This window comes from Paenibacillus sp. JJ1683 (assembly GCF_053006485.1).
Map to the genome: position 1 here is coordinate 3807254 of NZ_CM129820.1, position 23016 is coordinate 3830269.

A 23016-nucleotide genomic window follows, 5' to 3' on the forward strand; every position below is an offset into this window, starting at 1 on the left:
CCTCTGTGTGTTCATTGTCTCTCTAGGGCTATAATCTCACTTGCAATTTGTGCTGCACGCAAAAAATCACCTAAGCGCTCAGCGGTTCTCATTTCTTCCCTTTTCAAATCCAGTTGCTCCTGCAATGGAAATTTTCGCACTTGACGAATATAATCATCCAAAATGTGCGGTGCCCATACGCCTGGAGCATCCATCATCATGATCGAACTTACGTTCTTCTCCAGTCGGTCGTCTTGCAAAGATGAAATAAAACGGCTTGTATCCGGTAACTTCCCTTGCGCGTAATAGGCATATAGATAAGCAGCAATTGCTGCATGATCCTCAATATTAAAGGCGTCCCCCAGATGCTTCTCTACATACTCTGCAGCTTCTAAATCCTGCATCATCCAGTGAAGCAGCCTACGTTCAGCCACATGGTAAGCCGGCAACAGATTGGGCGTTGAAACCTGCCCTTTTTTATGCCTACCATTATTCCACCCATTTTCGTTATTATCCCCAAAGTTCTGTTTTTTTTGCAGGGTTTGGCGGAGTAAATTGCATTCTTGCTTTAAGGTTTCAAAATCAACCTTGACTTCGGCTGAAACTTCGCGCAGATACACTTCCCGCTCAGTCGGGGATGACAGAGGTGCAATGACATTTAATGCTTCGCGGGAATACGCGATTCTTCCTTCTTCCTCTTGCAGTATATGGTTTTTTTTCAGATATATAAGCTTAAATTTCACCGTTGAAACAGCACTTTCGATAATTTGGCGCTGAAATCGTTCGGCGCCGTATTGCCGGATAAAATCATCCGGGTCCATACCGTCGCTGACCAACGCTACTTTTACGTGAAGTCCCGCATTTTCCAACAGCGGAAAATTTTTAAGCGCTGCCGCTTGTCCTGCCCGGTCACCATCATAACAAATAATAACCTCGTCGCACAGTCCCTTTAACATCGTAGCATGATGCTCCGTTAGAGCAGTCCCCATAGCGGCCACTCCATTTTGTACGCCAGCTTCCCATGCCGAGATCACATCGCCATAACCTTCAAAAAGAACACTTTGACGAAGCTTGCGAATTGAGGTTTTAGCATGATGGAGATTGTACAGCGTTCGGCTTTTGTTAAATAGCTTGGTCTCCGGTGAGTTCAAATACTTCGGCTGCCCCTCGCCAAGTATACGGCCCGCAAAGGCAATAACTTTTCCGTTTCGATTCCAAATGGGAAACATGATACGATCTCTGAATCGATCTACATATCCGTCACCCTCATGTCGGGGAGAAATAAGCCCTCCCTTCTCCATCTCGACAGGATCAAAAGAACGCTTCTCTAGAAACTGAACGATCGTATCCCATCGGTTGGGTGCATAGCCAATTTGGAATTGGTCAATGATCTTGTCACTGAATCCCCGTGAACGCAAATATTCCATGGCTGGTTTGCCGTGCTCCGTATTTTTAAGCAAAAAATGGTACATCTTAGATGTTAGTTCATACGCTTGCAACAGCCTGTCCAACTCAGGATGCTGATGCGATGAATCACGTCCCTGCCATTCGCCGAGCGGAATATGACTTTCTTCTGCCATTGTCCTGACAGCTTCGGGAAAGGATAGTCCTTCGATTTCCATCATGAACTTGATGGCATTGCCTCCCGCGCCGCAGCCGTAGCAGTAAAAAATCTGACGATCCGGTGTCACGGTGAATGAAGGGGTTTTTTCGGAATGAAAAGGACAGAGGCCTTTCATATATTTCCCCTGTTTGGTCAAATGCACGTACTTGCTTACCGTATCTACAATATCATGATGTTGTAAAACTGACTCGATGATATCGTCCGGTATGTTACCTTGTCCGGCACTCATATTAACCACCTTCATCTCTTTAGCACGTAAATATAATTCGATACCGTTATTCATTCTCCTGCAAGCGAAGTAAAAGTTTTGTCAGTTTATGTTGAAAAACTTCACGATCCTCTAATGTAAACGGTTTAGGACCTTTTCCATAACGTCCTTTTTTCCGTTCTTTGGCAGAAGTGTGGCGTCGGTCCAGCATGAAGTCTATCGAATCGTTTCGATACATCGTTCCGCGAAAAGACATCACTTCACACCCTTTTGCCAAGGCAAGTGCAGCAAGACCATAGTCGTTGGTTGTTACAATATCTCCGCGGCGGATATGATTGGCAATATAGAGATCGGCACTCTGGTCGCTTCGGTCTACTTTAACAACGCTTACGCCTTTGCTGCCCTGAATGAGATGATCATATGAAGATACCATAATAACGTCAATATGAAAACGGGAAGCTGTCTCTGCTATTTCACTTTTAACCGGACAAGCGTCCCCGTCAACAACGATCCGTATATCCGGGAAATTTCCGGACCCTCCCATGAACATCCCCCATCTCGCATCCGCATTCGAGTAAAATACGGAACGGCTGCAAGATCACTCTTACACCGTTCCGTATATTTATACCCATTTTTTCAAGTTGTTCATACTACCACAACCGACGTTTAAACTACAAGCTTGGAAAAATCAGCAAAACGCTTCAATTCTGAGTCAATAGCAGCCAGCAATGCCAAACGATTATTACGTACAGCATCATCCTCAGCCATAACCATAACGGAATCAAAGAACGCCGTCACCGCAGGAGTAATGGATGAAGCAAGCGTCAATGCTTGTGTCGCATCACCTTCCTGTAAAGCTGTACAATAAGACTCATAGGCGCCATACCATGCTTCATATAGGTTTTTCTCGCCCTGTTCCGTAAATTCACCCGTATTCACTGACTTATGAACTGCTTTAGCAGCCAAATTACCTACGCGATTAAAAGACTCGACTGTTGCCTTGAAGGCATCCCCTGTTTGTACAGCAGTCATTAACGCAGCTCCGCGGTTAACAACGGAAGCAACATCGTCATATCCAGCTGAAAGCACAGCATCCACAACGTCATAACGAAGTGTCTCGGACAATAGTTTCTTCACGCGTAATCCGAAAAACTCATGTAATTCTTTACGTATTTCATCTGCGGAACGTTTCATATTTCCAAAGTTGCTGTGCACATCAAGCGCGATATTGAACACATCAGACAACGTAGCCGAAAGCTTACGATCTAACAGGATCTGCACGATACCCGCTGCCTGGCGACGAAGCGCGTAAGGGTCCTGTGAACCTGTCGGAATAATGCCGATGGAGAAGCAGCCTGTAATGGTATCTATCTTGTCTGCGATACTTACAATCGCTCCAGCGTTCGTTGAAGGAACCGTTTCACCTGCGAATCGCGGCTGGTAATGCTCAAACACCGCTCTTGCCACTTCTTCCTTCTCTCCAGCCTTACGAGCATAATCTTCGCCCATAACCCCTTGCAGTTCCGGAAATTCATAGACCATTTGTGTTACAAGGTCAAATTTACAAATATCTGCTGCTCGGCTAACCGATTCCTGTGTATCTTGGGAAACACGTAGCTTCTCTGCCAGAGCATCGGCAATGCGGCGAATCCGGCGCACTTTGTCTCCAACCGTTCCGAGCTCTTCGTGGAAAACGATGCTTTCCAGCTTGGAGAGTGCATCCTTAATTTCCAGCTTCTGATCTTCTTCATAGAAGAATTTGGCATCAGACAGCCGCGCACGCAATACTTTTTCGTTTCCTTTTGCAATGACTTCCAGTGATTGACTGCCACCATTACGTACCGTAACAAAGTATGGCAGCAGCTTTCCTGTGCGATCCAGCACTGGGAAATAGCGTTGATGTTCACGCATGGAAGTAATCAATACATCCTTCGGAATGTTCAGGAACGCAGGGTCAAAGCCTCCGAACAACACTGTTGGAGTTTCCACCAGATACAGCACTTCTTCCAGCAAATCGTCCTTGACCGCAATCGTCCAGTCTTTTTCGGCTGCAAGTGCTTCAATCTGCTTCACAATAAGCGATTGACGTTCCTCAATGTCCACAATGACATGCTGCTTGCGAAGTACTTCGACATAGTCCGCCGGGCTTTCTACAATGGCCTCCTGTCCAAGGAAACGATGTCCTCTTGTCACATTCCCTGACTGTACGCCAGCAATCTCCAAATTAACAATATCGTTGCCAAACAAGGCTACCAACCAGCGGATTGGACGAACAAATTTAAAGTCATAACTCGCCCAGCGCATAAATTTAGGGAATGTCATGGCATGTAAAATGTGTAGTAAACCTTCAGACAGCACATCTGCCGTCGGTACACCTATGCTGCTCTTGGTCGCGTAAATATATTCCACGCCTCCAAGCTCTTTGAACGTGAACTGTTCAGGATCAACACCTTGGCTACGGGCAAAGCCTAGAGCAGCCTTACTCCAGTTACCGGCTTCATCAAGTGCGATTTTGCGGGAAGGTCCTTTAACTTCTTCGTTAATATCTTCTTGCTTCTCTGCCACTTCCTTAACAAGTACTGCCAAACGACGAGGTGTAGCATAAGCCTCTACAGCACTGTAAGCAATACGCGAGCTGTCGAGCCACGCTGTCATACGTTCCTTCAACTGCTGAATCGCATTCGGGATAAAACGTGCAGGCACTTCTTCCAGCCCGATTTCAAACAATAAATCCTTAGACATTTGCCGCACCTCCTTTCTTCAACAGCGGGAAGCCCAGCTTCTCGCGCTCCTCTAGATAGGTCGCAGCGACCTGGCGCGCCAAATTGCGTACTCGTATAATAAAGCCAGTCCGTTCCGTTACACTGATTGCTCCGCGAGCGTCCAGCAAGTTGAACGTGTGAGAACATTTCAGCACATAATCATAGGCTGGGAATACAAGATGCTGCGCCATCGCTTTATTCGCCTCTTCTTCATACATATTAAAAAGAGTAAATAGCATTTTGACATCAGATACTTCAAACGTATACTTGGAATGCTCAAATTCTGGTTGATGGAAAACATCACCGTACGAGATTCCATTGACCCATTCCAAATCGAACACATTTTCCTTGTCCTGGATGTAGGAAGCAAGACGCTCCATACCGTAGGTAATTTCAACCGCAACCGGACTGGCATCAATACCACCCACTTGCTGGAAGTACGTGAATTGGGTAATTTCCATACCGTCCAGCCATACTTCCCAACCTAACCCCCAGGCTCCCAGCGTCGGTGCTTCCCAGTTGTCTTCCACGAAACGAATATCATGCTCCAGTGGGTTAATCCCCAAACGGTTCAAACTCTCCAAATACAATTCCTGAATATTATCAGGTGAAGGCTTCAAAACCACTTGAAACTGATGATGCTGATACAGGCGGTTCGGGTTCTCACCATAACGTCCGTCAGACGGACGGCGAGAAGGCTCAACGTAAGCTACGTTCCACGGCTCAGGTCCAATTGAACGTAAATACGTCATCGGGTTCATCGTACCTGCCCCTTTTTCCGTATCATAAGGCTGTACAATAATACAGTTGTGTTCAGACCAAAATTGTTGCAGCGTTAAAATCATCTGCTGAAAATTCATGGGCACACGCTTCCTTTCCAATTCCCTAAAATGTTGGTGATTTCTAAACATTAAGCTCATATGTACAGGGCTAATTTATCCCATAAGCCTTGCTAGAGACAGCAAAAAGCCCCCGCCTCTACGCCTGTACAGACGTAGGGACGAGAGCTGACTCCCGCGGTTCCACCCTACTTGATTGCGATCCTACATCACCAGTCAGATCGTAATCCTCTTTTCCGTGTCCATTCAGACGCTCCCGAGTGCCATGTTCACGAACAATTCCCACTGGGCTTACACCGTCCCCAACTCGCTAACTACAGAGAATACGTCTCGTTACTTTCTCGTTCAATGCATCTGCTCCCAAAGGAGATATATAGTAGGATATTACACTTTTTCAGGGATACAGTCAAGAGAACACCGTATTTCACATATCGTACTTGTCAAGCTGATCCAGGAAATTACGGGATTTCAGTTTAACCTCCAACTGCATATCCATGAACTGACGCATGACATGTTTGATCTCCAGCTTGGTGGAGTCCTTCACGTCGATATTGCCGAGTCGATTTAGATCCATTCGGGCGAACAAGCGCAGCAACTTCAACGTACGTGGAGCAACACTCAACGCAGCTGGATCAAAATGCTTGTAGCCCCGACACAAAACCCCACCTAACCTCGGACTGATAAACATATCCTCATCAGCACATTGTTGACCGCTTGAAATACAAGCATCAAGCTGAGGTGCATATCCGGCCGCCTGCAATATTTTAAATTCATAAATACTCATGACGATCAGCGGATCCTTGCCACTCTCCAATGCCTCCAAACAGGCTTTGAGCTGCTTAAACCAAAATGCACCTGTTTCCTCATCCTGTAATACCCGATCAAGCAGTTCACAAGCATAGGAAGCGTAAGCAGCCTTTGTAATATCCTCGCGCAGTGTATGGTGGGATTGGATAATTTCACCGGCATTCAGTGTGCCTAAGCCTGTGTTACGAAAAAAAACAAATTCACCGTACGTAAACGGCTGCGTTAAAGCAGCATGACGGCTTTTGGATTTTTTCGCGCCTCTGACCAGCACTCCTACTTTGCCTCCGCTTTCGGTGCAAAGCGTAATAATTTTGTTCCCCTCACCGTAATCCATGCTGCGGATGACGATTCCTTCCATCCTGTAAAGCATGCTTCTTCCCCCAAACATTCGCGAAGAAGCCAGTGGTTCGCTCTATTCACGGGCTTCTTCATGCTCGTCCGACTCTCCTTCATCCGTGTCTTGCTCCCTTGTCACGGCGCTCTCCCTGTATAACAGATACGCACCGACATCTCCAGTCATCGCAAAATACTTCCACGAAAAATCTCGCATTCGTATTCATCCTTTCTTCGGAAATGACGTCTGCATCTCAAAAATAGGATGATGCGAAGAGGGAAGAAGTATGCGATGAAATTAATGGATTACGTTGAAAAAGGCTACTGTGTACGGTCTGGTCACCGCTTCGCGAATGATTTGATCTTACGAACGCTGACGCTTCTTCAGATTCAAATTCTTCGCTCCGCTACAACGTGCATACAGTTACAATAACTCTTTTAAAAAGCACTCCTTATTTCATCGCTGGAAGAAAAGAGTAAAAGAGCAAGAAGTTAAGCGCCGCTTATGCGCGGCGCTCGTAGAGGTCGAGACGGCTTTTTTATGATACTTACAACAGCTATATATATTATTTAATATCAATTTTAGCCTCAATAGACCTTTGATGACCAAAGTGATGGTAGATATCGATATCTGCTTTTAAGCGTCGCGATGGAAGCCCAGGTCACGAAGGACACGTTCCTGATTACGCCAGTCTTTTTTGACTTTAACCCAAAGTTCCAAGAAAATTTTGGAGCCTAGCAAATTTTGGATATCCTGGCGAGCTTGTTTGCCCACCTCTTTGAGCATGGCTCCCTGTTTGCCGATAATGATCCCCTTCTGGGAATCACGCTCTACAAAAATAACCGCCATAATATGCACTACACCATTATCCTGTACTTTCATGTCTTCAATCATAACCGCAATAGAATGGGGTACTTCCTCACGTGTCATGTGCAAAATCTTTTCCCGAACCAGCTCGGCAATGACAAACTGCTCTGGATGGTCGGTAATTTGGTCATCAGGATAATATTGCGGACCTTCTGGCAAGTATTTTTGAATCTGGTCCAACAGAGTGTTTACATTATTGCCCATTTTGGCCGAGATCGGCACAATTTCCGCAAAGTCATACAACTTGCGATACTGCTCAATCAGGGGCAACAATGCCTCCGGCTCAATGCGGTCAATTTTATTCAACACCAATATAACTGGTGTTTTGACTTGTTTAAGCTGTTCCGCAATAAAACGGTCGCCTCCGCCCAAACCTTCAGCAGCGTCAATCAAAAAAAGTACCGCTTCTACCTCACCCAATGTATTAAAAGCGGTCTGATTCATATAATCGCCCAGTTTTGACTGGCGCTTGTGAATCCCCGGTGTATCCAAAAATACAATTTGTGTGTCCTCTGTGGTGTATACACCGTGAATTTTATTCCGTGTCGTTTGGGGTTTGTCTGACATGATGGCAATCTTCTGCCCAATGACATGGTTCATCAATGTTGATTTTCCGACATTGGGTCTGCCAACAATTGCGACAAAGCCGGATTTAAACTGTTTCTTAGCCATTTTTTTTATTTCCTCCAGCGCGATTAAGCACCTAATTTTTATTTTTGTTTTTTTCATTAAAGCAGCTGACTCATTAACGTCAACAAAGGTCTATAAAATACAAATATGCCAATAATTACAGCAAAAACCGCTGCCAGGAGCACGGCTCCGGCGGCGGTGTCTTTAGCCGCTTTGGCCAGCGGATGAATATCAGGTGAGATTAGATCCACCGCTGCTTCAACAGCGGTGTTGATCAGTTCGGCTACCATGACTATGGCAATGGCCATGCACACGAATAACCAGTCGAGCCGGGAGATGCGCAGAGTTAACCCTGCCACAATGACAAGGAGCGCCACGACCGCATGTATCCGCATATTTACTTGCGTACGCAGAGCGTATACCACGCCTTCTGCGGCATAGCGAAAGGTCATTCTCCAAGGCTGACGTCTCATTACCGTGTCAACCCCACTTGAGCCAGCACAGCTTCCTGCTTACCCATCATTTCCGCTTCACTTGCATCGTCTTGATGATCATAGCCTAACAGATGCAGAAAACCGTGAACAAACAAAAAACCGATTTCACGCTCAATCGAATGTCCATATTCTTCGCTTTGAGCTTGGGCTGTCTGTACAGAAATAATAATATCTCCTAGAACATCCGGTACATCGTTTAAAGGATTTTCTTCCGTCGGTTCGTAAATTATTTCAAGCTCTTCATCTAGTGTTTCCTTCATAGCAAAAGACAACACATCAGTAGGACGATCAATTCCGCGATAATCCCTGTTCAACTCATGTATTTGATCATCATTCACGAAAGTAAGGGCAACCTCACCGTCCATAACCCCTTCCGCTTTGCCAGCCTCCTCTAATAAGGTGTTCAGCAGCGTGATCAACGATTCGTTAATTACCATATCGTTTTGTTCATTATTCCAAGCTAATTGAAGGCCCATGCCGACCGCTCCTTTTAATTCTAATGCTTTAGCTGTGCTTCATGCACAAGTAATATTAAGCTTTTCCACTTTCGGGCTTAGGTCTTTCCTCTGGATATTCAATACGGGAATGAAAAATTCCCATTACTGTTTCCTTGAGCGTTTGGGCCACGATATCAAGCTCCCTCATGGTCAGTTCACAGTCGTTAAACTGGTGATCATCAAGACGGCTCTTAATAATTTTTTCAATCATGGATTCTACCTGCTCCACCGTAGGTTTTCGCAAGGATCGAACTGCTGCTTCCACACTATCAGCAATTCCTACTACAGCAGCCTCTTTCGACTGAGCCTTCGGTCCCGGATAACGGAAATCATCCTCTGTGAAGTCAGGCTCCACCCCCCGTTCTTCCGCCTCACGCAATGCCTTGTGGTAAAAATAGTGCAGGAATGTCGTTCCGTGGTGTTGTTCGGCTATATCACGAATCGGCTTGGGTAGCTTGTAATCCAATTGCATTTCCACACCATCACGGGCATGGGCTATAATGATGGATTTACTTAGCTTGGGCTCTATTGTATCATGCGGATTTTCCATCCCATTTTGATTTTCAATGAAGTACGAAGGCCTTTTGGTTTTACCAATGTCATGATAATACGAACCAACCCGGCACAACAATCCATTTGCTCCTATAGCCTCCGCTGCGGCCTCCGACAGATTACCTACCATTACACTATGATGATATGTTCCGGGAGTCTCGGTAAGTAGCTTGCGGAGCAATGGATGATTGGGATTTGACAATTCGACAAGCTTCAGTGCCGACAAGATGCCAAAGGTAGATTCAAAAAATGGCATTAGCCCTATAACAAGGATCGCTGTAACCAGACCGCCTGCAAAAGCAAAGGCTACCCCATAGAGTGTCGTTGTTTGAGTCCAGTTTCCTTGGTCAATCAGCGCCAGAGAAAAAACAGCCAGAGCCCCGAACAGGCATACCATAATAGATCCCTTGAACAGCGTTGAACGCTGGCTGGCCCGGTGGGTAGAAAAAATCGACGCCAGACAGACCACAAGGGCAAAAAACCCAAAATTAAAATCAAAAATTTGTCCCTGACGAACATTCAAAATAACACTTGCCAATATACTGAATATAACGGCACATACGAATGCCAGCGACATATCAAGCAACAACGTTACAAGCATAGCTCCAAGTGCGATAGGTGCCAGATAGCCGAGGTAGGATCGTTCACTAGTCTGCAGTATAGAAATTAACAGCATAGCTCCCACTGTAATCACAAAGATTAACACCAGCATGAGCAACTGTGCATTATTATACTTGAAGTTTCGTGTTCGTGATTGAAATTGACGAATATACATAAACAGACCCAATGCCAGCATCATAGACAGTAACAGCAGGCCAAATTGTGGCCAATAGTTGATTTTATCCTTGAGCAGTTCATTCTCATCAAGCAGTGTATAGATTTCCTGGGTAATAATCTCACCCTTTTTAACAAGTACTTCACCCTGTTTAATGTAAACTGTCGGTGTATCTTCACGAGCCTGTACTTTAGCGTCCTTCGTAGCTGTATCATCATAAAACTTGTTGGCTGTAATCACAAGCCTTGCAAGTTCCTGAACAACCTCCCGAGAGGTACGTTTAGTAAGAGAGCTTGTACTCACCCGTTCAGCTACCTTGGCTCGAGCCGTCTGGGCATCCGTAATTTGATCATTCATCAATCCTGTTACAATCTCACGGGCTACGGGCCGCATTTCGGCAATATCCTCAGATGTAAGTCGCGGAATTTTGATGTACGTCTCCTCTGGGATTCGGTACGTTTGCTCTTTCGTTTTTTCCAGTACCTCATCCAGCAATTTATCTGGGTAGGCATCCGCATTACGGCTGTTGTTCACAAAATTTTGCACGAATTCCCGTGCACGTTGAGGAATCTCATCCTTATAAATCGAAATCTTGTCCGCTCTGGAGACCTGATCATCCTGATTGAGCCGTTCAATTCGATCCAAAATACCGGTAATCAGGTTATCGTTACGGATCGGTACAATAGTATACATGGGCTGCACGCGCTCAGCAGATTCCTCTTGGGCCTTCAAAGTCGCCTTACTGTTAGGAAGCTGCATTGGAGCGACAATTTCCTTTTCACTCGGTTGATTCACCCGGATGTCATAGCGTTCGGGAAGCAGCTTGGACGCAAAACCCACATAAAAAAGAACCACCAAAAATAAAAACAGAAGATAGCGTGTCGCCACGCTATACTTCCATCCATTCATTCTATGCTGGAACGTTTTTCCTTTAGATAATTCCTTCGAGGTCATCTAAAACAATCCCTCTCCATCATCTTTTTCAAGGCAGCTATGCTGCTCATTTTGTTCGTTTTCTGATCATACCCACTATACTCGTGCTCAAGGGCTTATGCTTGATTTTCAGCAACACGGTCATAAGCGACGATGATTTTTTGAACCAGGGAATGACGGACAACATCCTCTTCCGCAAACTGGACAAAGCCTATTTCCTCAATCCCTTTTAAAATCGCATTTGCTTCAATTAGACCGGATTTTTTGCCACGAGGTAAATCAATTTGTGTAACATCGCCGGTAATAACCATTTTGGAACCGAAGCCAAGTCGAGTCAAAAACATTTTCATTTGTTCTGGTGTGGTATTTTGGGCTTCATCCAAAATAATAAATGAGTCATCCAGCGTACGACCCCGCATATAAGCCAGTGGCGCAATTTCTATCAACCCGCGCTCCAACGCTTTTGCCGTCTGCTCAGGACCCATCACATCGTATAGGGCATCATACAACGGGCGTAAATACGGATCAACCTTTTCCTGTAAATCCCCGGGCAAAAAACCCAAGTTCTCACCAGCTTCTACCGCAGGACGAGTCAGTACAATACGCTTGACTGAACCTTCCTTTAGAGCAGCTACGGCCAGCACTACAGCCAGATAGGTTTTACCAGTACCCGCTGGGCCAATCCCAAATACAATATCGCGTTTTTTAATCGTGGTTACATAGTGCTTCTGTCCAATCGTTTTGACACGAATCGGTTTGCCCCGAAACGTTGTCGTAATTTCTCCCTTGAACAAATCAAGCAACTGATCGGCGCGCAGATCTTTTGCCAGCTCAATCGCATAATGGACATCCCTTTCGGTCAGTATATACCCATTACGAATTAACTGGAGCAAAACATCGAACAATTGTTCGAGCACTTCCACTTCGTGAGCATCTCCAAAAACATTAATTTCCGCCTCACGAGATGCTATTTTTGCAGGAATAGCTGCTTCGATCAATTTTAAAAAGGAATCCTGCGGGCCGAATAACGCCTGACCTTCTCCCGCACTGTTCAATGCAATTTGTATGCTGCGTTGTTGTTCTGCCAAATAGCCTCATTCTCCTTGGTTATGAACTAACGGAAGTTCTTCCGCAATATCCTGTTCCACTTCAAAAAGTACTTTCATATAAACTTTACCATTCTCTCTCTTCTCATGCAAAATTTTTTGGCTCATTATTTTCGTTCCTTTGCCGTATTTAGCTAAAATATCCGCGCGTGCGCCTTCTATTCCTGACATTTTGGCTTCTGTTTCCGTTAACTTCTGCTCTTGTATCTTGGTCTCCCTCACACTTTCATTCATCCAACCCATCGGAAGTTTGTAAGAACGCCATGTTAGCGGATCATGTTCAACGGTTGTTTTATGTGTAGAATAAGGTATTTTCCCATATCCCCACAATTGTATCGCACGGTTGCCTAGCACCAGATACAAGCGATCGTGGCTATTCCCCGTATATGTGCTGCTGCGTCGTACCATGGGACTACTAATTTCATATTCATGCCACACAAGCCCCTTAATCTCTCCTTTGGCTACGACCTGTTGCTGATTCTCCTCATCTCCAAGCGTTCCTGAAATGAGAATAGCTCCTTTTTTGACCCGTGTATTTTTATGCACAACAGGACGTCCCTGCTCGGCAAAAATTTCAGTGACTACCGCGTCCGCCTTACTGATGAGATGACGTGGACTGTAGAGCGGCGGGGGAGTAGGCTGTGAAGCTTCAACGACCTGAATTGTCACCAAGGTTCCCTGCCTTTCCACACCGATCCAGGATGCCTCTGGAAGCTTCTGCATGAGTGCGCGCGAAAGCTTGTCCTGGCTGGAAAGGCGAAAACTCCATTGAAACGGATAAAGCCCCTCCTGTCGGGCTGCTTTGAGAACAGCTTCCGTTGGGAGCTTGTCATTCCCCTTCACTTCAATGTCCCAGATGAGCGATGACATCAGCAGGAGTCCTATCCAGAACAAGGCCAGTCCTGCGAGAAAAAATTTACGTTTGGCGAGTCGTACAGCAGTAAAAGGAAGTCCTTGACGTTTGAGAACATGCATTTTGCAGCCTGTCCTTCTCAAAAGCGGACGCAACAGGAAGACGTGCGGCAGCAGAAGGTTCATTTCTGCAAGTCTAGTACCCATCGGCCGCACGTTCCAAACAGGTATATGGTGATCAGTGAGTAAATTAATGAAAGCTTCCACACTTTCGCCCTCGACAGCTAGGGTAACCGTGCCACGCAGCTTTGCTAAAGCGGGATGTTTCACGAGCCTTCCTCCGTTCCTTCCAATTGAATATCCGTAATATGTCCCTCTACACTTACCTGGTCTGGCAGGATAGACGTAATGATTAGATCATGGCCTGACACTCTTAGCCTGCCTTGCGCAAGTGCAAGTACGAGCTGGTCTGGTGTAAAATCCACCACACCCCGGTGATTTTCTACATAAAGCTGGCGGCTGCCGATGAGGGTTAACCGCGGCAGATCAAATAGAATATCCTGCGGAAGCTCCAACGTCTCGCTGGCCCACTTTCGCAGTTTGCGGCTCATCCGGCTCATACGGCGAAATCTCCTTTCCTGTCATCAGAACAACTGTTATCCAACGGCTAATAGTTGTTTTGATGGCAGCTATGCTGCTTTTTTTATAATCTTTTGTTATTACCATTAGCACTCCACAGTTGTTTGACGGCAGCTATGCTGCTTTTTTAATCGCTTGTTATGACTATTCGGTTTATCCTATGTCTCAATCATCACTGGACACTGTTACACCAGCGTCACAGATATCTGTACTGTACATTTTATGATCCAGTCATCGCATTTATGAGGCTAAACTTACAATTCGTAGCAACTGCAATATTAAAGAGGAAAAAGACCATGCTTTATAAAAATTCACATAAAAAAAGACAACCTCGTTTTCATATCAAAACAAGGCTGTCTTTTTAGTTTCACAGTATGAAATGGTTAGTTTTCAGAATCCTGATTCAAAAGAGAGTTTTTTCGGGAGTATAAAAAGTAAATAACCATACCAATAACAAGCCAAATGATAAAACGAATAAACGTTTGACCATTCAGATTAAGAATAAGCACCCCACATGAAATGATAGCCAGAATAGGAATAAATGGAACCCCAGGACATCGGAAGGCTCTTGGCAAATCAGGTTGTGTTTTTCTCATCACTATGACAGCGACTGAAATCAGAATAAATGCTGATAAGGTTCCAATGTTCACCAAGCTTGCTAACTCATCCAGCGGGATCAACCCACCCATTAATGCAGATAAAGTACCAAAAAACAACGTGTTAATATAGGGTGTTTTATATTTGGAATGAACCTTTGACAATACTTTAGGTACTAAGCCATCACGTGACATCGCAAACATAATACGGGTTTGACCATATAACATTACCAGCATGACCGTTGTCATCCCCAAGATGGCTCCGATATCCACAATACCCGCCACCCAATTCTGACCGGAAACCTGCAAAACTAATGACACCGGATGGGAGATACCTTCAAATTGCATAAACGGCACAATACCTGTCATAATCGCGCTAACGATCACATACAAAAGCGTACAAATAGCAAGCGAGAAAATAATGCCACGTGGTAAATCACGAGCTGGATTTTTGGTTTCTTCAGCAGCTGATGAAACAGCATCAAAGCCAATGAAAGCAAAAAACACAAGGGCTGCGGCTCCAAACACCCCACTGAACCCAAACGGCATAAATGGTGTCCAGTTGTCTGGCTTCACATATTTAACAGCAACAATAATAAACAATAAAACGACAACAATTTTTACAATAACCATGATGTTGTTAATTCGTTTGGATTCTTTTATTCCAAAATAAAGCAAGAATGTGATAGCCATCAAAATTAAAAAAGCTGGAAGGTTAAAATAAGTAGTTTGGTCTTTTAAAGCTCCTGGCGCAGCAGTGAATTCAACCGGGATATGAAGACCAATTCCTTTCAAAAAGGATACAAAATAACCCGACCAACCTGCTGAAACAGCGCTGGCAGCCAACATATATTCCAAAATTAAATCCCATCCGATAATAAAAGCCAATAGCTCTCCCATCGTAGCATATGTAAAAGTGTAAACAGAACCGGATACTGGAACGGTGGAAGCAAACTCAGCATAAGCCAATGCTGCGAACAAACAAGCGAGCCCCGCAATCACAAAAGACATTACCAAACCCGGACCAGCCGTAACTGCTCCCGTACCTGTCAAAACAAAAATTCCCGTTCCGATAATGGCTCCAATCCCAAGCATTGTTAAATCAAACGCACCCAATTCCCTTTTAAGTGCTTTTTCCCCACGTGTAGCAGCGATCAGTTGATCAATGTTCTTCTTTCTGAACAAGCTATTCCCCATCCATCCCATCCTCCTAAACATAAATTTTTACTTTTTGTATAACCCTGTGACATCACCTCGATATAAATCAAATTTTAGCTAAATATGGGGTAAATTTTCATAAGTTCTATCGTTGAGAACATTATATATAAAAAAGAAAAAATGAAAACGACTTTTGGAAGGCTTCGTTCATATTGTTACATTTGATCATTTTTTACATAAGTATTTTCACAAATGAGATTCTAAATTAGACAAAATGCCGTCTTTTTAGATGACAGTAAATGTGAGAAGAATGTAGCATATATGAGATCATCACATTCGTTGTTAGGTAATTTGAGCATTTGTCGTTAGGTCTTTTTTTATTCTAGCAAGTTTATGTATTGCTAAAAACATCGCAAAAAAAAAGATCCGCTACAGCCAAAGCCGTGACGGATCACTATCATTTTAACGTCTTCCTCCACCCATGTAACGCTTGGAACGCGGAGGGCCTAATATCTCTGCCCAAATTACACCTCTGCGTAGGTCAGCTGCATTCACGGTACCCCGCTCTTGAGAAGTTTGCTCTAGCCCATCTGTAATTTCCTCCGAATCACTCGCATTGGATATACGATCGAGTCGGGCTAAAACCATCCTTCGCTCTTCTTCCATAATACGAATCCGATCCTCTAAAGTCGTACCGTTATCTAATGAATCTTGGTCCATCTGTTCTTCCTTTTTCAGCCCGTCTCCCACTTCTTCTATAGGACGAGCTTCCATCACCGCCCGTCGCTCATTAGGAAATTGACGTTGCAGCTCTCCAGTAACATCTTGCTGACGTCGCTCTATCTCAGGTTCCGTTGTGAAAGGTCTGGACGACGTCGAGGACCCGCGCGAACCATGATCACCACCAAAGGTAGGCATACCTTGCCGCGGGGAAGATTTCCGATCTCCACCTTGAATGCTTTTCCCCAAAAAGGACACCAGTGCAAAGCCAATCACGATCAAGATATACAAATGGTCAAAGATCCAGCTGATAAAATTCATTACTCACCGCCTAACTGCTATAGTTCATCGGCCCGTCCGTTAGTTAATCCCGGTTCTTGTTATCATTCCCCGAGTTCTCATTCGGTTTGCCTAAGGAACTACGCATTTGCGTATCTGCCTCAATATTTTTTAAATTCATATAGTCCATGACGCCAAGTTTACCGCTACGTAGCGCTTCAGCCATTGCCAGAGGCACTTCGGATTCGGATTCCACCACGCGTGCTCTCATTTCTACAACACGCGCCTTCATTTCCTGCTCCTGCGCTACAGCCATCGCACGCCGCTCTTCGGCTTTTGCCTGCGCAATACGTTTGTCTGCTTCCGCCTGCTCTGTTTGCAGGAAGGCACCGATATTTTTACCTACATCAACATCTGCAATATCAATCGACAGAATCTCAAATGCTGTCCCTGCATCCAAACCTTTGGACAATACGGTTCTCGAAATGGAATCTGGATTTTCCAGCACGTCTTTATGCGAGTTACTTGAACCAACCGTTGTTACGATACCTTCACCAACCCGAGCAATAATCGTTTCTTCTCCGGCACCGCCGACGAGTCGATCAATGTTGGCACGCACCGTAACACGAGCTTTAACCTTCACTTCGATACCATCCTTGGCGACCGCAGCAACAATAGGCGTCTCAATAACACGCGGATTAACGCTCATTTGGACCGCTTGCAGAACATCCCGTCCCGCAAGATCAATCGCAGCCGCACGTTCAAATTCAAGCGGAATGTTAGCGCGCTGCGCGGCAATCAACGCATTGATCACTCGGTCTACATTCCCCCCTGCGAGAAAATGACTTTCCAGCTGATTGATATTCAAGCCCAGACCAGCTTTGGTAGCCTTAATGAGGGGATTGACAATTCGGCTTGGCGTGACGCGCCGCAACCGCATAGCTACTAGCGTAATGATACCGATCCGCACACCCGAAGCCAGCGCCGAAATCCACAGCATCACCGGGAAGAAACTAAAAAACACACTCAATACAATAATCACTACTACGGCAATCAGCAAAATACTGACAATACCCGATTCGAACACTCGCATCATCCTCCATTAATCTAATTCTTCGTTGTTAGCCTGCTAGACGCTCGCGTCTGCCTTGACTACAATCCGCCCGCCTTCTACTTTGGATACGATAATCGGCATATCCGGGGCGATAAACTCCCCATTCGTTACGACATCCACTCGCTCGTCAGCGATTAGCACCGTTCCAGCTGGACGTAATGGGGTCAGACTGACACCCCTCTGACCTAGTAACGTTTCCCGATTCACAACCGAAGAAAACCCTTGGTCAGCCGTTAAACGTTCCTGAAGTATAAAACGGTTCCATATCCCTCGGTCCTTAAAGACAACCGCGATGATCGCCACCACGGCAACAGCCGCTGCAAAAGCAATCCCCAAAGATATAAACGCATGCTGCATGTTGTATGCTGCACGGACTACACCCGCGACAAGGCTGATGGAACCCAAAATACCCAGAATGCCAAAGCTTGGAATGAACATTTCAAGTATAAGCAGTGCCAGACCGATAATGAACAACAGCCACGTCTCCGAACCTGCAAAGCCAGCGATATAATTACCAAAGAAATACAAACCAAATCCAAGTACACCTAAAATTCCCGGTACACCAAAGCCAGGTACAAGCAGTTCAATAACTACACCCGCGATACCAACAAATAAAAGCAATGTCTGCACGATCGGGTTGGTCAATATCTCGGCTGCTTTTTCAGCCCATGTGCGCTCCACATGGATTACATCATCTGTACTGTAGCCCATCCATTGGATAACTTCTTGTTCCGAAGACGCGATGTGATCCGCGTACCCCAATTTCAGCGCTTCCTCACTGGTTAAAGAAATGATCTGGCCATTTTCCTTATTAAAGTTCATCTCCGGGATAGATACAGTCGATTTGGAGTCGACCATGCCTCTAGCAATATCGGGATTGCGCCCGCCAGCTTCTGCGGCAGATGCCATGCTACTCTTCCACCAAGCTATCGTTTTTGGGTCTGTAATAGCATTCCCCCTGCCGTCTACTAACGCTGCTGCTCCGATAATACTCCCCGGTTTCATAGCAATCTTGTTAGCACTCAACGCAATATAGCTACCCGCTGAGGCCGCTTCTCCCTTTATATAGGCTACGGTCGGTATGGGACTGTCTTTAATCAGTTTGCCCAGCTTCTCCGCTGTATCTACCCGTCCGCCGGGAGTGTTAATATCCAGTAAAATCAGACCTGCTTTGGAATCAACCGCTTCTGCAAATCCACGCTCCATAAATTTGCCCAGACCCTGTTCAATTTCCTGATCAACTGGTATAACAAACACAGCTCCACCCTTTGTTTGAGCTGCCGCTGATCCAGAATGAACTAAGGGTAACAACAGAACGGATATCATAATCCACAACGTTAAAAAGACCAATTTGCGGCTGGAGTGGTGATGTTCTCTATGCATTTCTTTCCCCCCTTTCGATCTTTCCTTGTTACAGCATACCAAACTTTGTTAGACAAACTATACAGTTTTCAGGATTTAATGTGAAATTATTGGGTATATTGCTAATCCTGACGCCTGTCAAATACTTTACGCCCCTAATGGACATCACGTTTCACACAATTACAGGAAGCGCTTTCATAAAGGCGTTTTCCACCATTCTCTTTTATGACAGGCGTCACACATATAGAAATAACACCCTCTGTAAACAGAGGGTGTTGTGTTTTCCTGTTTGTCGCAGGGTTTATTGCAGAAATTGCTGAACCGCCTGGTTCACGAGCTTACCGTCAGCACGACCTTTTACCTTAGGCATTAAGGCCGTCATTACTTTCCCCATCTCGGCTTTCGAAGAAGCACCGGTTTCCTGGATGGTCTGCTGTACAATAACTTTAATTTCTTCTTCAGAAAGTTGTTCAGGAAGGTACTGAGCGATGATCTCTATTTCTGCTTTAGTGCTTGTCGCAAGTTCATCACGACCGGCTTTTTCAAACTCATGGAGGGCATCTTTTCGCTGTTTGATCTCACGACTCAGAATATCAAGCACTTCGTTGTCGTCCAAATTCCGTTTCAAATCTATTTCAAGATTTTTAATCGTAGAACGAACCATTCGAATGGTGGAGAGTTTGAACTTGTCCTTACTCTTCATTGCTTGCTTCATATCTTCGTTCAATCGTTCGCTCAAATTCATGATTACTTAGATCCTCCTAGAACTTTCTCTTACGAGCAGCCTCGGACTTTTTCTTGCGCTTTACGCTTGGCTTTTCATAATGCTTGCGTTTCTTCACCTCAGCCAATACGCCATCCTTAGCAATGGAGCGTTTAAAGCGACGAAGTGCAGCATCAATTGTCTCGTTTTTGCGAACTTTAGTTTCAGACACCAGTTTTCCCTCCCTCCGACCAGACCGTCCAAGAGCAATAACACGGTTCATCAAATTTTATTATAGGTGAAACGGAAACCAGGTGTCAACCTATAAGAAAAAATGAGTACATAGAAGGAACTTTTTTTCCCGTCACTTCCGCATTACTGAAAAGACTAGCTCTGTCATTTTTAAGAATGCGAGTCCGAAATACCTGTCAGGGCACCTAATTTGGCGCCGCCCAGCAAGTGATAATGCAGATGGCCTACCGCTTGTCCACTATCCGGTCCACAGTTGTTAATCAACCGATAACCAGACTCAGCGATTCCCAACTTTTTCGCAACCTCAACCGCAACACGATGAATCTCCGCGATAAGAGGAAGATCCTCCTCCGTTACAGCATTCATTGAAGGAATGTATTTTTTTGGAATAATGAGCACGTGTACTGGCGCCGCAGGCTGGATGTCATGAAATGCGAGCACATTGTCGGTTTCCAACACCTTTTTGCTGGGGATGCTTCCATCCACAATTTTCAAAAACAGATCGTCCATTCAAAACCCTCCTTTGGCAGTGAGCCGATCATAAGCAATTAAACATCAGCAGTCCTTGCTCTCGGCATTCAAAGTTATGTATTTTCCACACCAAACAGAAACATAACCAATCATGATTGGTTATGCCTTTGTTTCTATATGTATCATAACGGAAAATGGGGCTTAATACCAGTTTCCCTTACTAACTTCCTCTACTATAGATTTAACTCCTTTATCAATTAGATCCGGCTGTGCACGCGAAATACTTATGCGCAAAAATTTTTCTTGTTCCCTGTAGCTTGATAAATAAAAGCCTTTTCCAGCTACAACTTGGATGCTTCTCGCGTTAAGACTGTGCACCAAACGTTCCAAATTCACCGTCCTCGGCAGCTTAAACTGCGTATAAACACCTGAGGTTACAGCTGGAGTTTGAATGTACCCGGACTGATTGTATCGTTCCACCGCCTTGTTCAGAATACGAACGCGCTCCGAATACAGTTTGGATATCGTGTGTTTATGGCGTTCATACATTCCATTTTTAATATAGATATCAAGTGCTGCCTGAGACAAAATGGATGTGTCAACATATCTTTTATAGGTACTGAACGTCTTTAATAAGTTTTCTGGCAGTACCGCAACCCCTAATCGCAAGCCAGGAAAAATGATTTTTGAGAAGCTTTTCAAGTAAATAGTGTGTTCTGTCTGATCGTATGCATAAATGGGATCAACAAGATGATCAACTCCCAAATCAGCCAAATAGTCATCTTCTACGATGTACACATCATATTTCGCAGCCAAGGCAGCTATCGTTTTTCGTTCCTCCGTGTTATATGAGATACCAAGAGGATTATGATGCCTTGACATGGTATAAAAAAATTTGATGTTACCCTGCTTAAATTGGTTCTCCAACTCATAAAAATCTAGACCTTCCGCTGTCCGTGCAATCGCATTGACGGGTATGCTCTCTTCCTCCAAAAAACGCAAATAAATATCGTAGCTGGGCTGCTCGACCAAAATCTTTTCTTTGCCATTGGGAAACGGCATTTTCGCGAGTATTTCTAATGCTTGTTGAACACCTGAAGTAACGATAATCCGATCTGTTTTTGCAAACACCTGAGTATCAGCCAAATGAGAGACGAGCGTATGTCGCAATGTTTCCAATCCTTGCGAATCCCCATATGTGAACAGATGATATTTGTAAGTGTCAATAGCCTGATTTAGACAATGCTGAAAATCTAGATATGGAAATACATTCAAATCTGGGGATGCTGAAGCAAAATCAACGTAGTCGGAAATATGGCTGTGGTGTACGTCACTGGGGTTTTCCACTACATAGTATCCGCTTTGCGGTATGGAATAAATGGCATGCTTCCTTTCAAGTTCAGCATAGGCTCGCAGAATTGTGCTTTTGCTGCACTTGTATAGCTCCGAAGCATCACGGACCGATGGTAGCTTGTAACCAGATCTATATTGTCCCTCGCGAATTTTAAGCTCTATATCTAATAAAACCGAAACATATTTTTTCACGATATCCTCCTGCCTGTTCAGTACATCCTCTTTATATGCTTATTCCTTCTTATGTTTCTGTACATGCTTGATGTTAACATGGTTTTTAGATAAACAGGATACCTCTTTTCACTAAACTGTACCCATACAGTTTCCATTCATAAATCATTTTAACCTCGCTAAAGGCTGTAAGCGTTATAGCTCATTAACATATTGAGACGGTAGATGTGAAAAAGAGGCTGTTTCTTCATGCTGGAAGAAACAGCCTTACTTAGTGATGATGTATGGATACGCCTATATAGCCACTTGTACTGTACAAGGGCTGTAGGCGGGAGAGAGTAGAACGATGGTCAGGCAACGAAGAAGATCAGATTAGTAGTAAGGCAGTAAACTAATCGCTGTCAACGCAGCAAGTGGCAGAATCAAACGATTAAAGCGGCGACGGCCGTATGGGAATCCATACGCATAGGCGGGTACTGGGACCGGGTAAGGGTACGGATAAGGGTACGGAGGATAAGATGCATAGCCACCATAAGCACGGGAGCCGCATCCACAATTGTTGGGCGGATAGGGGAGATTAACATTCTCCATTTCTTCTCCACCCATAGGAACGGCTAAGTATATCTTTTCCTCATCCACATGCTCTACTATTCCGTCATACATTGTCCCGTCCTTTACCCATACGCATACATAACGATGCATATGCTGTTGACATAGTGTTTTAGCATCCATCTGATGCGATGCTGTAACATTTTCGGTTATCATGCTTTTTTCCATGGTTGTTTCCTCCTAGACTCTTGCATGTATACCGTATGTTATTCAAAAACGGGCTATGTGCTACATCAAATTGGGCGAATTCCGGCTACAAAAAAAAAAGAAGCACCCCGGGAGCTCTTGGCAGAGCCCCTCTGAACGGACGTATGACGGGAAGACTTCTTC

23 protein-coding genes are annotated in these 23016 nt (G+C 44.8%); all 23 read right to left on the reverse strand.

Annotation, left to right across the window (positions count from 1 at the left end; translation table 11 throughout):
- Positions 1–11: 11 nt before the first annotated feature.
- The 23 genes from dnaG to ACUC6J_RS16370 all read right to left on the reverse strand — a co-directional run bounded on the left by dnaG (position 12) and on the right by ACUC6J_RS16370 (position 22854).
- Complete coding sequence (gene dnaG / locus ACUC6J_RS16260; RefSeq protein WP_017428152.1) at positions 12–1886, reverse strand: DNA primase; 1875 nt, start codon at positions 1884–1886, stop codon at positions 12–14.
- Positions 1879–2355 carry a YaiI/YqxD family protein gene (locus ACUC6J_RS16265; RefSeq protein WP_017428153.1) on the reverse strand — a complete coding sequence of 159 codons (477 nt, stop codon included), beginning with the start codon at positions 2353–2355 and terminating at the stop codon, positions 1879–1881. Before ACUC6J_RS16265 ends, dnaG begins: the two co-directional genes overlap by 8 nt.
- A gap of 122 nt (positions 2356–2477) precedes the next feature.
- Positions 2478–4553, reverse strand: coding sequence for a glycine--tRNA ligase subunit beta (glyS, locus tag ACUC6J_RS16270; RefSeq protein ID WP_025365356.1), 2076 nt, complete (start codon positions 4551–4553; stop codon positions 2478–2480).
- Positions 4546–5433 carry a glycine--tRNA ligase subunit alpha gene (gene glyQ / locus ACUC6J_RS16275; protein ID WP_016821582.1) on the reverse strand — a complete coding sequence of 296 codons (888 nt, stop codon included), beginning with the start codon at positions 5431–5433 and terminating at the stop codon, positions 4546–4548. Before glyQ ends, glyS begins: the two co-directional genes overlap by 8 nt.
- 118 nt (positions 5434–5551) lie before the next feature.
- Complete coding sequence (locus ACUC6J_RS16280) at positions 5552–5698, reverse strand: hypothetical protein (protein ID WP_153794953.1); 147 nt, start codon at positions 5696–5698, stop codon at positions 5552–5554.
- A gap of 138 nt (positions 5699–5836) precedes the next feature.
- On the reverse strand, positions 5837–6589 hold the full coding sequence (recO, locus tag ACUC6J_RS16285) for a DNA repair protein RecO (RefSeq protein WP_031461796.1): 753 nt from the start codon (positions 6587–6589) through the stop codon (positions 5837–5839).
- Positions 6590–6631: 42 nt separating this feature from the next.
- A complete protein-coding gene (locus ACUC6J_RS16290) occupies positions 6632–6769 on the reverse strand; it encodes a YqzL family protein (RefSeq protein ID WP_013372137.1) in 138 nt (45 codons plus the stop codon).
- Between the two features lie 420 nt (positions 6770–7189).
- Positions 7190–8092, reverse strand: coding sequence for a GTPase Era (gene era, locus ACUC6J_RS16295; RefSeq protein ID WP_016821584.1), 903 nt, complete (start codon positions 8090–8092; stop codon positions 7190–7192).
- A 56-nt stretch (positions 8093–8148) separates the two neighbouring features.
- Positions 8149–8523, reverse strand: coding sequence for a diacylglycerol kinase family protein (locus ACUC6J_RS16300; protein WP_016821585.1), 375 nt, complete (start codon positions 8521–8523; stop codon positions 8149–8151).
- Positions 8523–9020 carry an rRNA maturation RNase YbeY gene (gene ybeY, locus ACUC6J_RS16305; protein WP_016821586.1) on the reverse strand — a complete coding sequence of 166 codons (498 nt, stop codon included), beginning with the start codon at positions 9018–9020 and terminating at the stop codon, positions 8523–8525. Before ybeY ends, ACUC6J_RS16300 begins: the two co-directional genes overlap by 1 nt.
- A 55-nt stretch (positions 9021–9075) precedes the next feature.
- The gene (locus ACUC6J_RS16310; RefSeq protein ID WP_016821587.1) at positions 9076–11322 is read right to left on the reverse strand and encodes an HD family phosphohydrolase; all 2247 of its coding nucleotides are present in this window, start codon (positions 11320–11322) and stop codon (positions 9076–9078) included.
- A 95-nt stretch (positions 11323–11417) separates the two neighbouring features.
- Complete coding sequence (locus tag ACUC6J_RS16315) at positions 11418–12389, reverse strand: PhoH family protein (protein WP_016821588.1); 972 nt, start codon at positions 12387–12389, stop codon at positions 11418–11420.
- Positions 12390–12395: 6 nt separating this feature from the next.
- A complete protein-coding gene (gene yqfD, locus ACUC6J_RS16320) occupies positions 12396–13589 on the reverse strand; it encodes a sporulation protein YqfD (protein WP_017428158.1) in 1194 nt (397 codons plus the stop codon).
- Positions 13586–13879: a sporulation protein YqfC gene (yqfC, locus tag ACUC6J_RS16325; RefSeq protein ID WP_016821590.1), complete on the reverse strand. Its 294-nt coding sequence runs from the start codon at positions 13877–13879 to the stop codon at positions 13586–13588. Before yqfC ends, yqfD begins: the two co-directional genes overlap by 4 nt.
- A gap of 402 nt (positions 13880–14281) precedes the next feature.
- On the reverse strand, positions 14282–15691 hold the full coding sequence (locus tag ACUC6J_RS16330; protein ID WP_447249101.1) for an amino acid permease: 1410 nt from the start codon (positions 15689–15691) through the stop codon (positions 14282–14284).
- Between the two features lie 423 nt (positions 15692–16114).
- Positions 16115–16693 carry a hypothetical protein gene (locus ACUC6J_RS16335; protein WP_017428160.1) on the reverse strand — a complete coding sequence of 193 codons (579 nt, stop codon included), beginning with the start codon at positions 16691–16693 and terminating at the stop codon, positions 16115–16117.
- 43 nt (positions 16694–16736) lie between these two features.
- On the reverse strand, positions 16737–17738 hold the full coding sequence (gene floA, locus ACUC6J_RS16340; RefSeq protein WP_016821594.1) for a flotillin-like protein FloA: 1002 nt from the start codon (positions 17736–17738) through the stop codon (positions 16737–16739).
- Between the two features lie 42 nt (positions 17739–17780).
- Positions 17781–19148: an NfeD family protein gene (locus tag ACUC6J_RS16345; RefSeq protein ID WP_031461801.1), complete on the reverse strand. Its 1368-nt coding sequence runs from the start codon at positions 19146–19148 to the stop codon at positions 17781–17783.
- Positions 19149–19428: 280 nt separating this feature from the next.
- The gene (locus ACUC6J_RS16350) at positions 19429–19872 is read right to left on the reverse strand and encodes a GatB/YqeY domain-containing protein (RefSeq protein WP_013372151.1); all 444 of its coding nucleotides are present in this window, start codon (positions 19870–19872) and stop codon (positions 19429–19431) included.
- 16 nt (positions 19873–19888) lie between these two features.
- The gene (gene rpsU / locus ACUC6J_RS16355) at positions 19889–20062 is read right to left on the reverse strand and encodes a 30S ribosomal protein S21 (RefSeq protein ID WP_005547957.1); all 174 of its coding nucleotides are present in this window, start codon (positions 20060–20062) and stop codon (positions 19889–19891) included.
- A gap of 170 nt (positions 20063–20232) precedes the next feature.
- Positions 20233–20592, reverse strand: a complete 360-nt coding sequence (locus tag ACUC6J_RS16360) for a histidine triad nucleotide-binding protein (RefSeq protein WP_013372152.1) — start codon at positions 20590–20592, stop codon at positions 20233–20235.
- Positions 20593–20754: 162 nt separating this feature from the next.
- Positions 20755–22098: an aminotransferase-like domain-containing protein gene (locus tag ACUC6J_RS16365; protein ID WP_447249102.1), complete on the reverse strand. Its 1344-nt coding sequence runs from the start codon at positions 22096–22098 to the stop codon at positions 20755–20757.
- A 351-nt stretch (positions 22099–22449) separates the two neighbouring features.
- Positions 22450–22854, reverse strand: coding sequence for a hypothetical protein (locus ACUC6J_RS16370; RefSeq protein WP_447249103.1), 405 nt, complete (start codon positions 22852–22854; stop codon positions 22450–22452).
- Between the last annotated feature and the right edge of the window lie 162 nt (positions 22855–23016).

Excerpts from the sequence above, each read along its gene's own strand:
- dnaG (WP_017428152.1), bottom strand. The coding sequence starts at position 1,886 with ATGAATAACGGTATCGAATTATATTTACGTGCTAAAGAGATGAAGGTG.
- ACUC6J_RS16265 (WP_017428153.1), bottom strand. The coding sequence starts at position 2,355 with ATGGGAGGGTCCGGAAATTTCCCGGATATACGGATCGTTGTTGACGGG.
- glyS (WP_025365356.1), bottom strand. The coding sequence starts at position 4,553 with ATGTCTAAGGATTTATTGTTTGAAATCGGGCTGGAAGAAGTGCCTGCA.
- glyQ (WP_016821582.1), bottom strand. The coding sequence starts at position 5,433 with ATGAATTTTCAGCAGATGATTTTAACGCTGCAACAATTTTGGTCTGAA.
- recO (WP_031461796.1), bottom strand. The coding sequence starts at position 6,589 with ATGCTTTACAGGATGGAAGGAATCGTCATCCGCAGCATGGATTACGGT.
- ACUC6J_RS16290 (WP_013372137.1), bottom strand. The coding sequence starts at position 6,769 with ATGCGAGATTTTTCGTGGAAGTATTTTGCGATGACTGGAGATGTCGGT.
- era (WP_016821584.1), bottom strand. The coding sequence starts at position 8,092 with ATGGCTAAGAAACAGTTTAAATCCGGCTTTGTCGCAATTGTTGGCAGA.
- ACUC6J_RS16300 (WP_016821585.1), bottom strand. The coding sequence starts at position 8,523 with ATGAGACGTCAGCCTTGGAGAATGACCTTTCGCTATGCCGCAGAAGGC.
- ybeY (WP_016821586.1), bottom strand. The coding sequence starts at position 9,020 with ATGGGCCTTCAATTAGCTTGGAATAATGAACAAAACGATATGGTAATT.
- ACUC6J_RS16310 (WP_016821587.1), bottom strand. The coding sequence starts at position 11,322 with ATGACCTCGAAGGAATTATCTAAAGGAAAAACGTTCCAGCATAGAATG.
- yqfC (WP_016821590.1), bottom strand. The coding sequence starts at position 13,879 with ATGAGCCGGATGAGCCGCAAACTGCGAAAGTGGGCCAGCGAGACGTTG.
- ACUC6J_RS16330 (WP_447249101.1), bottom strand. The coding sequence starts at position 15,691 with ATGGGGAATAGCTTGTTCAGAAAGAAGAACATTGATCAACTGATCGCT.
- ACUC6J_RS16335 (WP_017428160.1), bottom strand. The coding sequence starts at position 16,693 with ATGAATTTTATCAGCTGGATCTTTGACCATTTGTATATCTTGATCGTG.
- ACUC6J_RS16345 (WP_031461801.1), bottom strand. The coding sequence starts at position 19,148 with ATGCATAGAGAACATCACCACTCCAGCCGCAAATTGGTCTTTTTAACG.
- ACUC6J_RS16350 (WP_013372151.1), bottom strand. The coding sequence starts at position 19,872 with ATGAATTTGAGCGAACGATTGAACGAAGATATGAAGCAAGCAATGAAG.
- ACUC6J_RS16360 (WP_013372152.1), bottom strand. The coding sequence starts at position 20,592 with ATGGACGATCTGTTTTTGAAAATTGTGGATGGAAGCATCCCCAGCAAA.
- ACUC6J_RS16370 (WP_447249103.1), bottom strand. The coding sequence starts at position 22,854 with ATGGAAAAAAGCATGATAACCGAAAATGTTACAGCATCGCATCAGATG.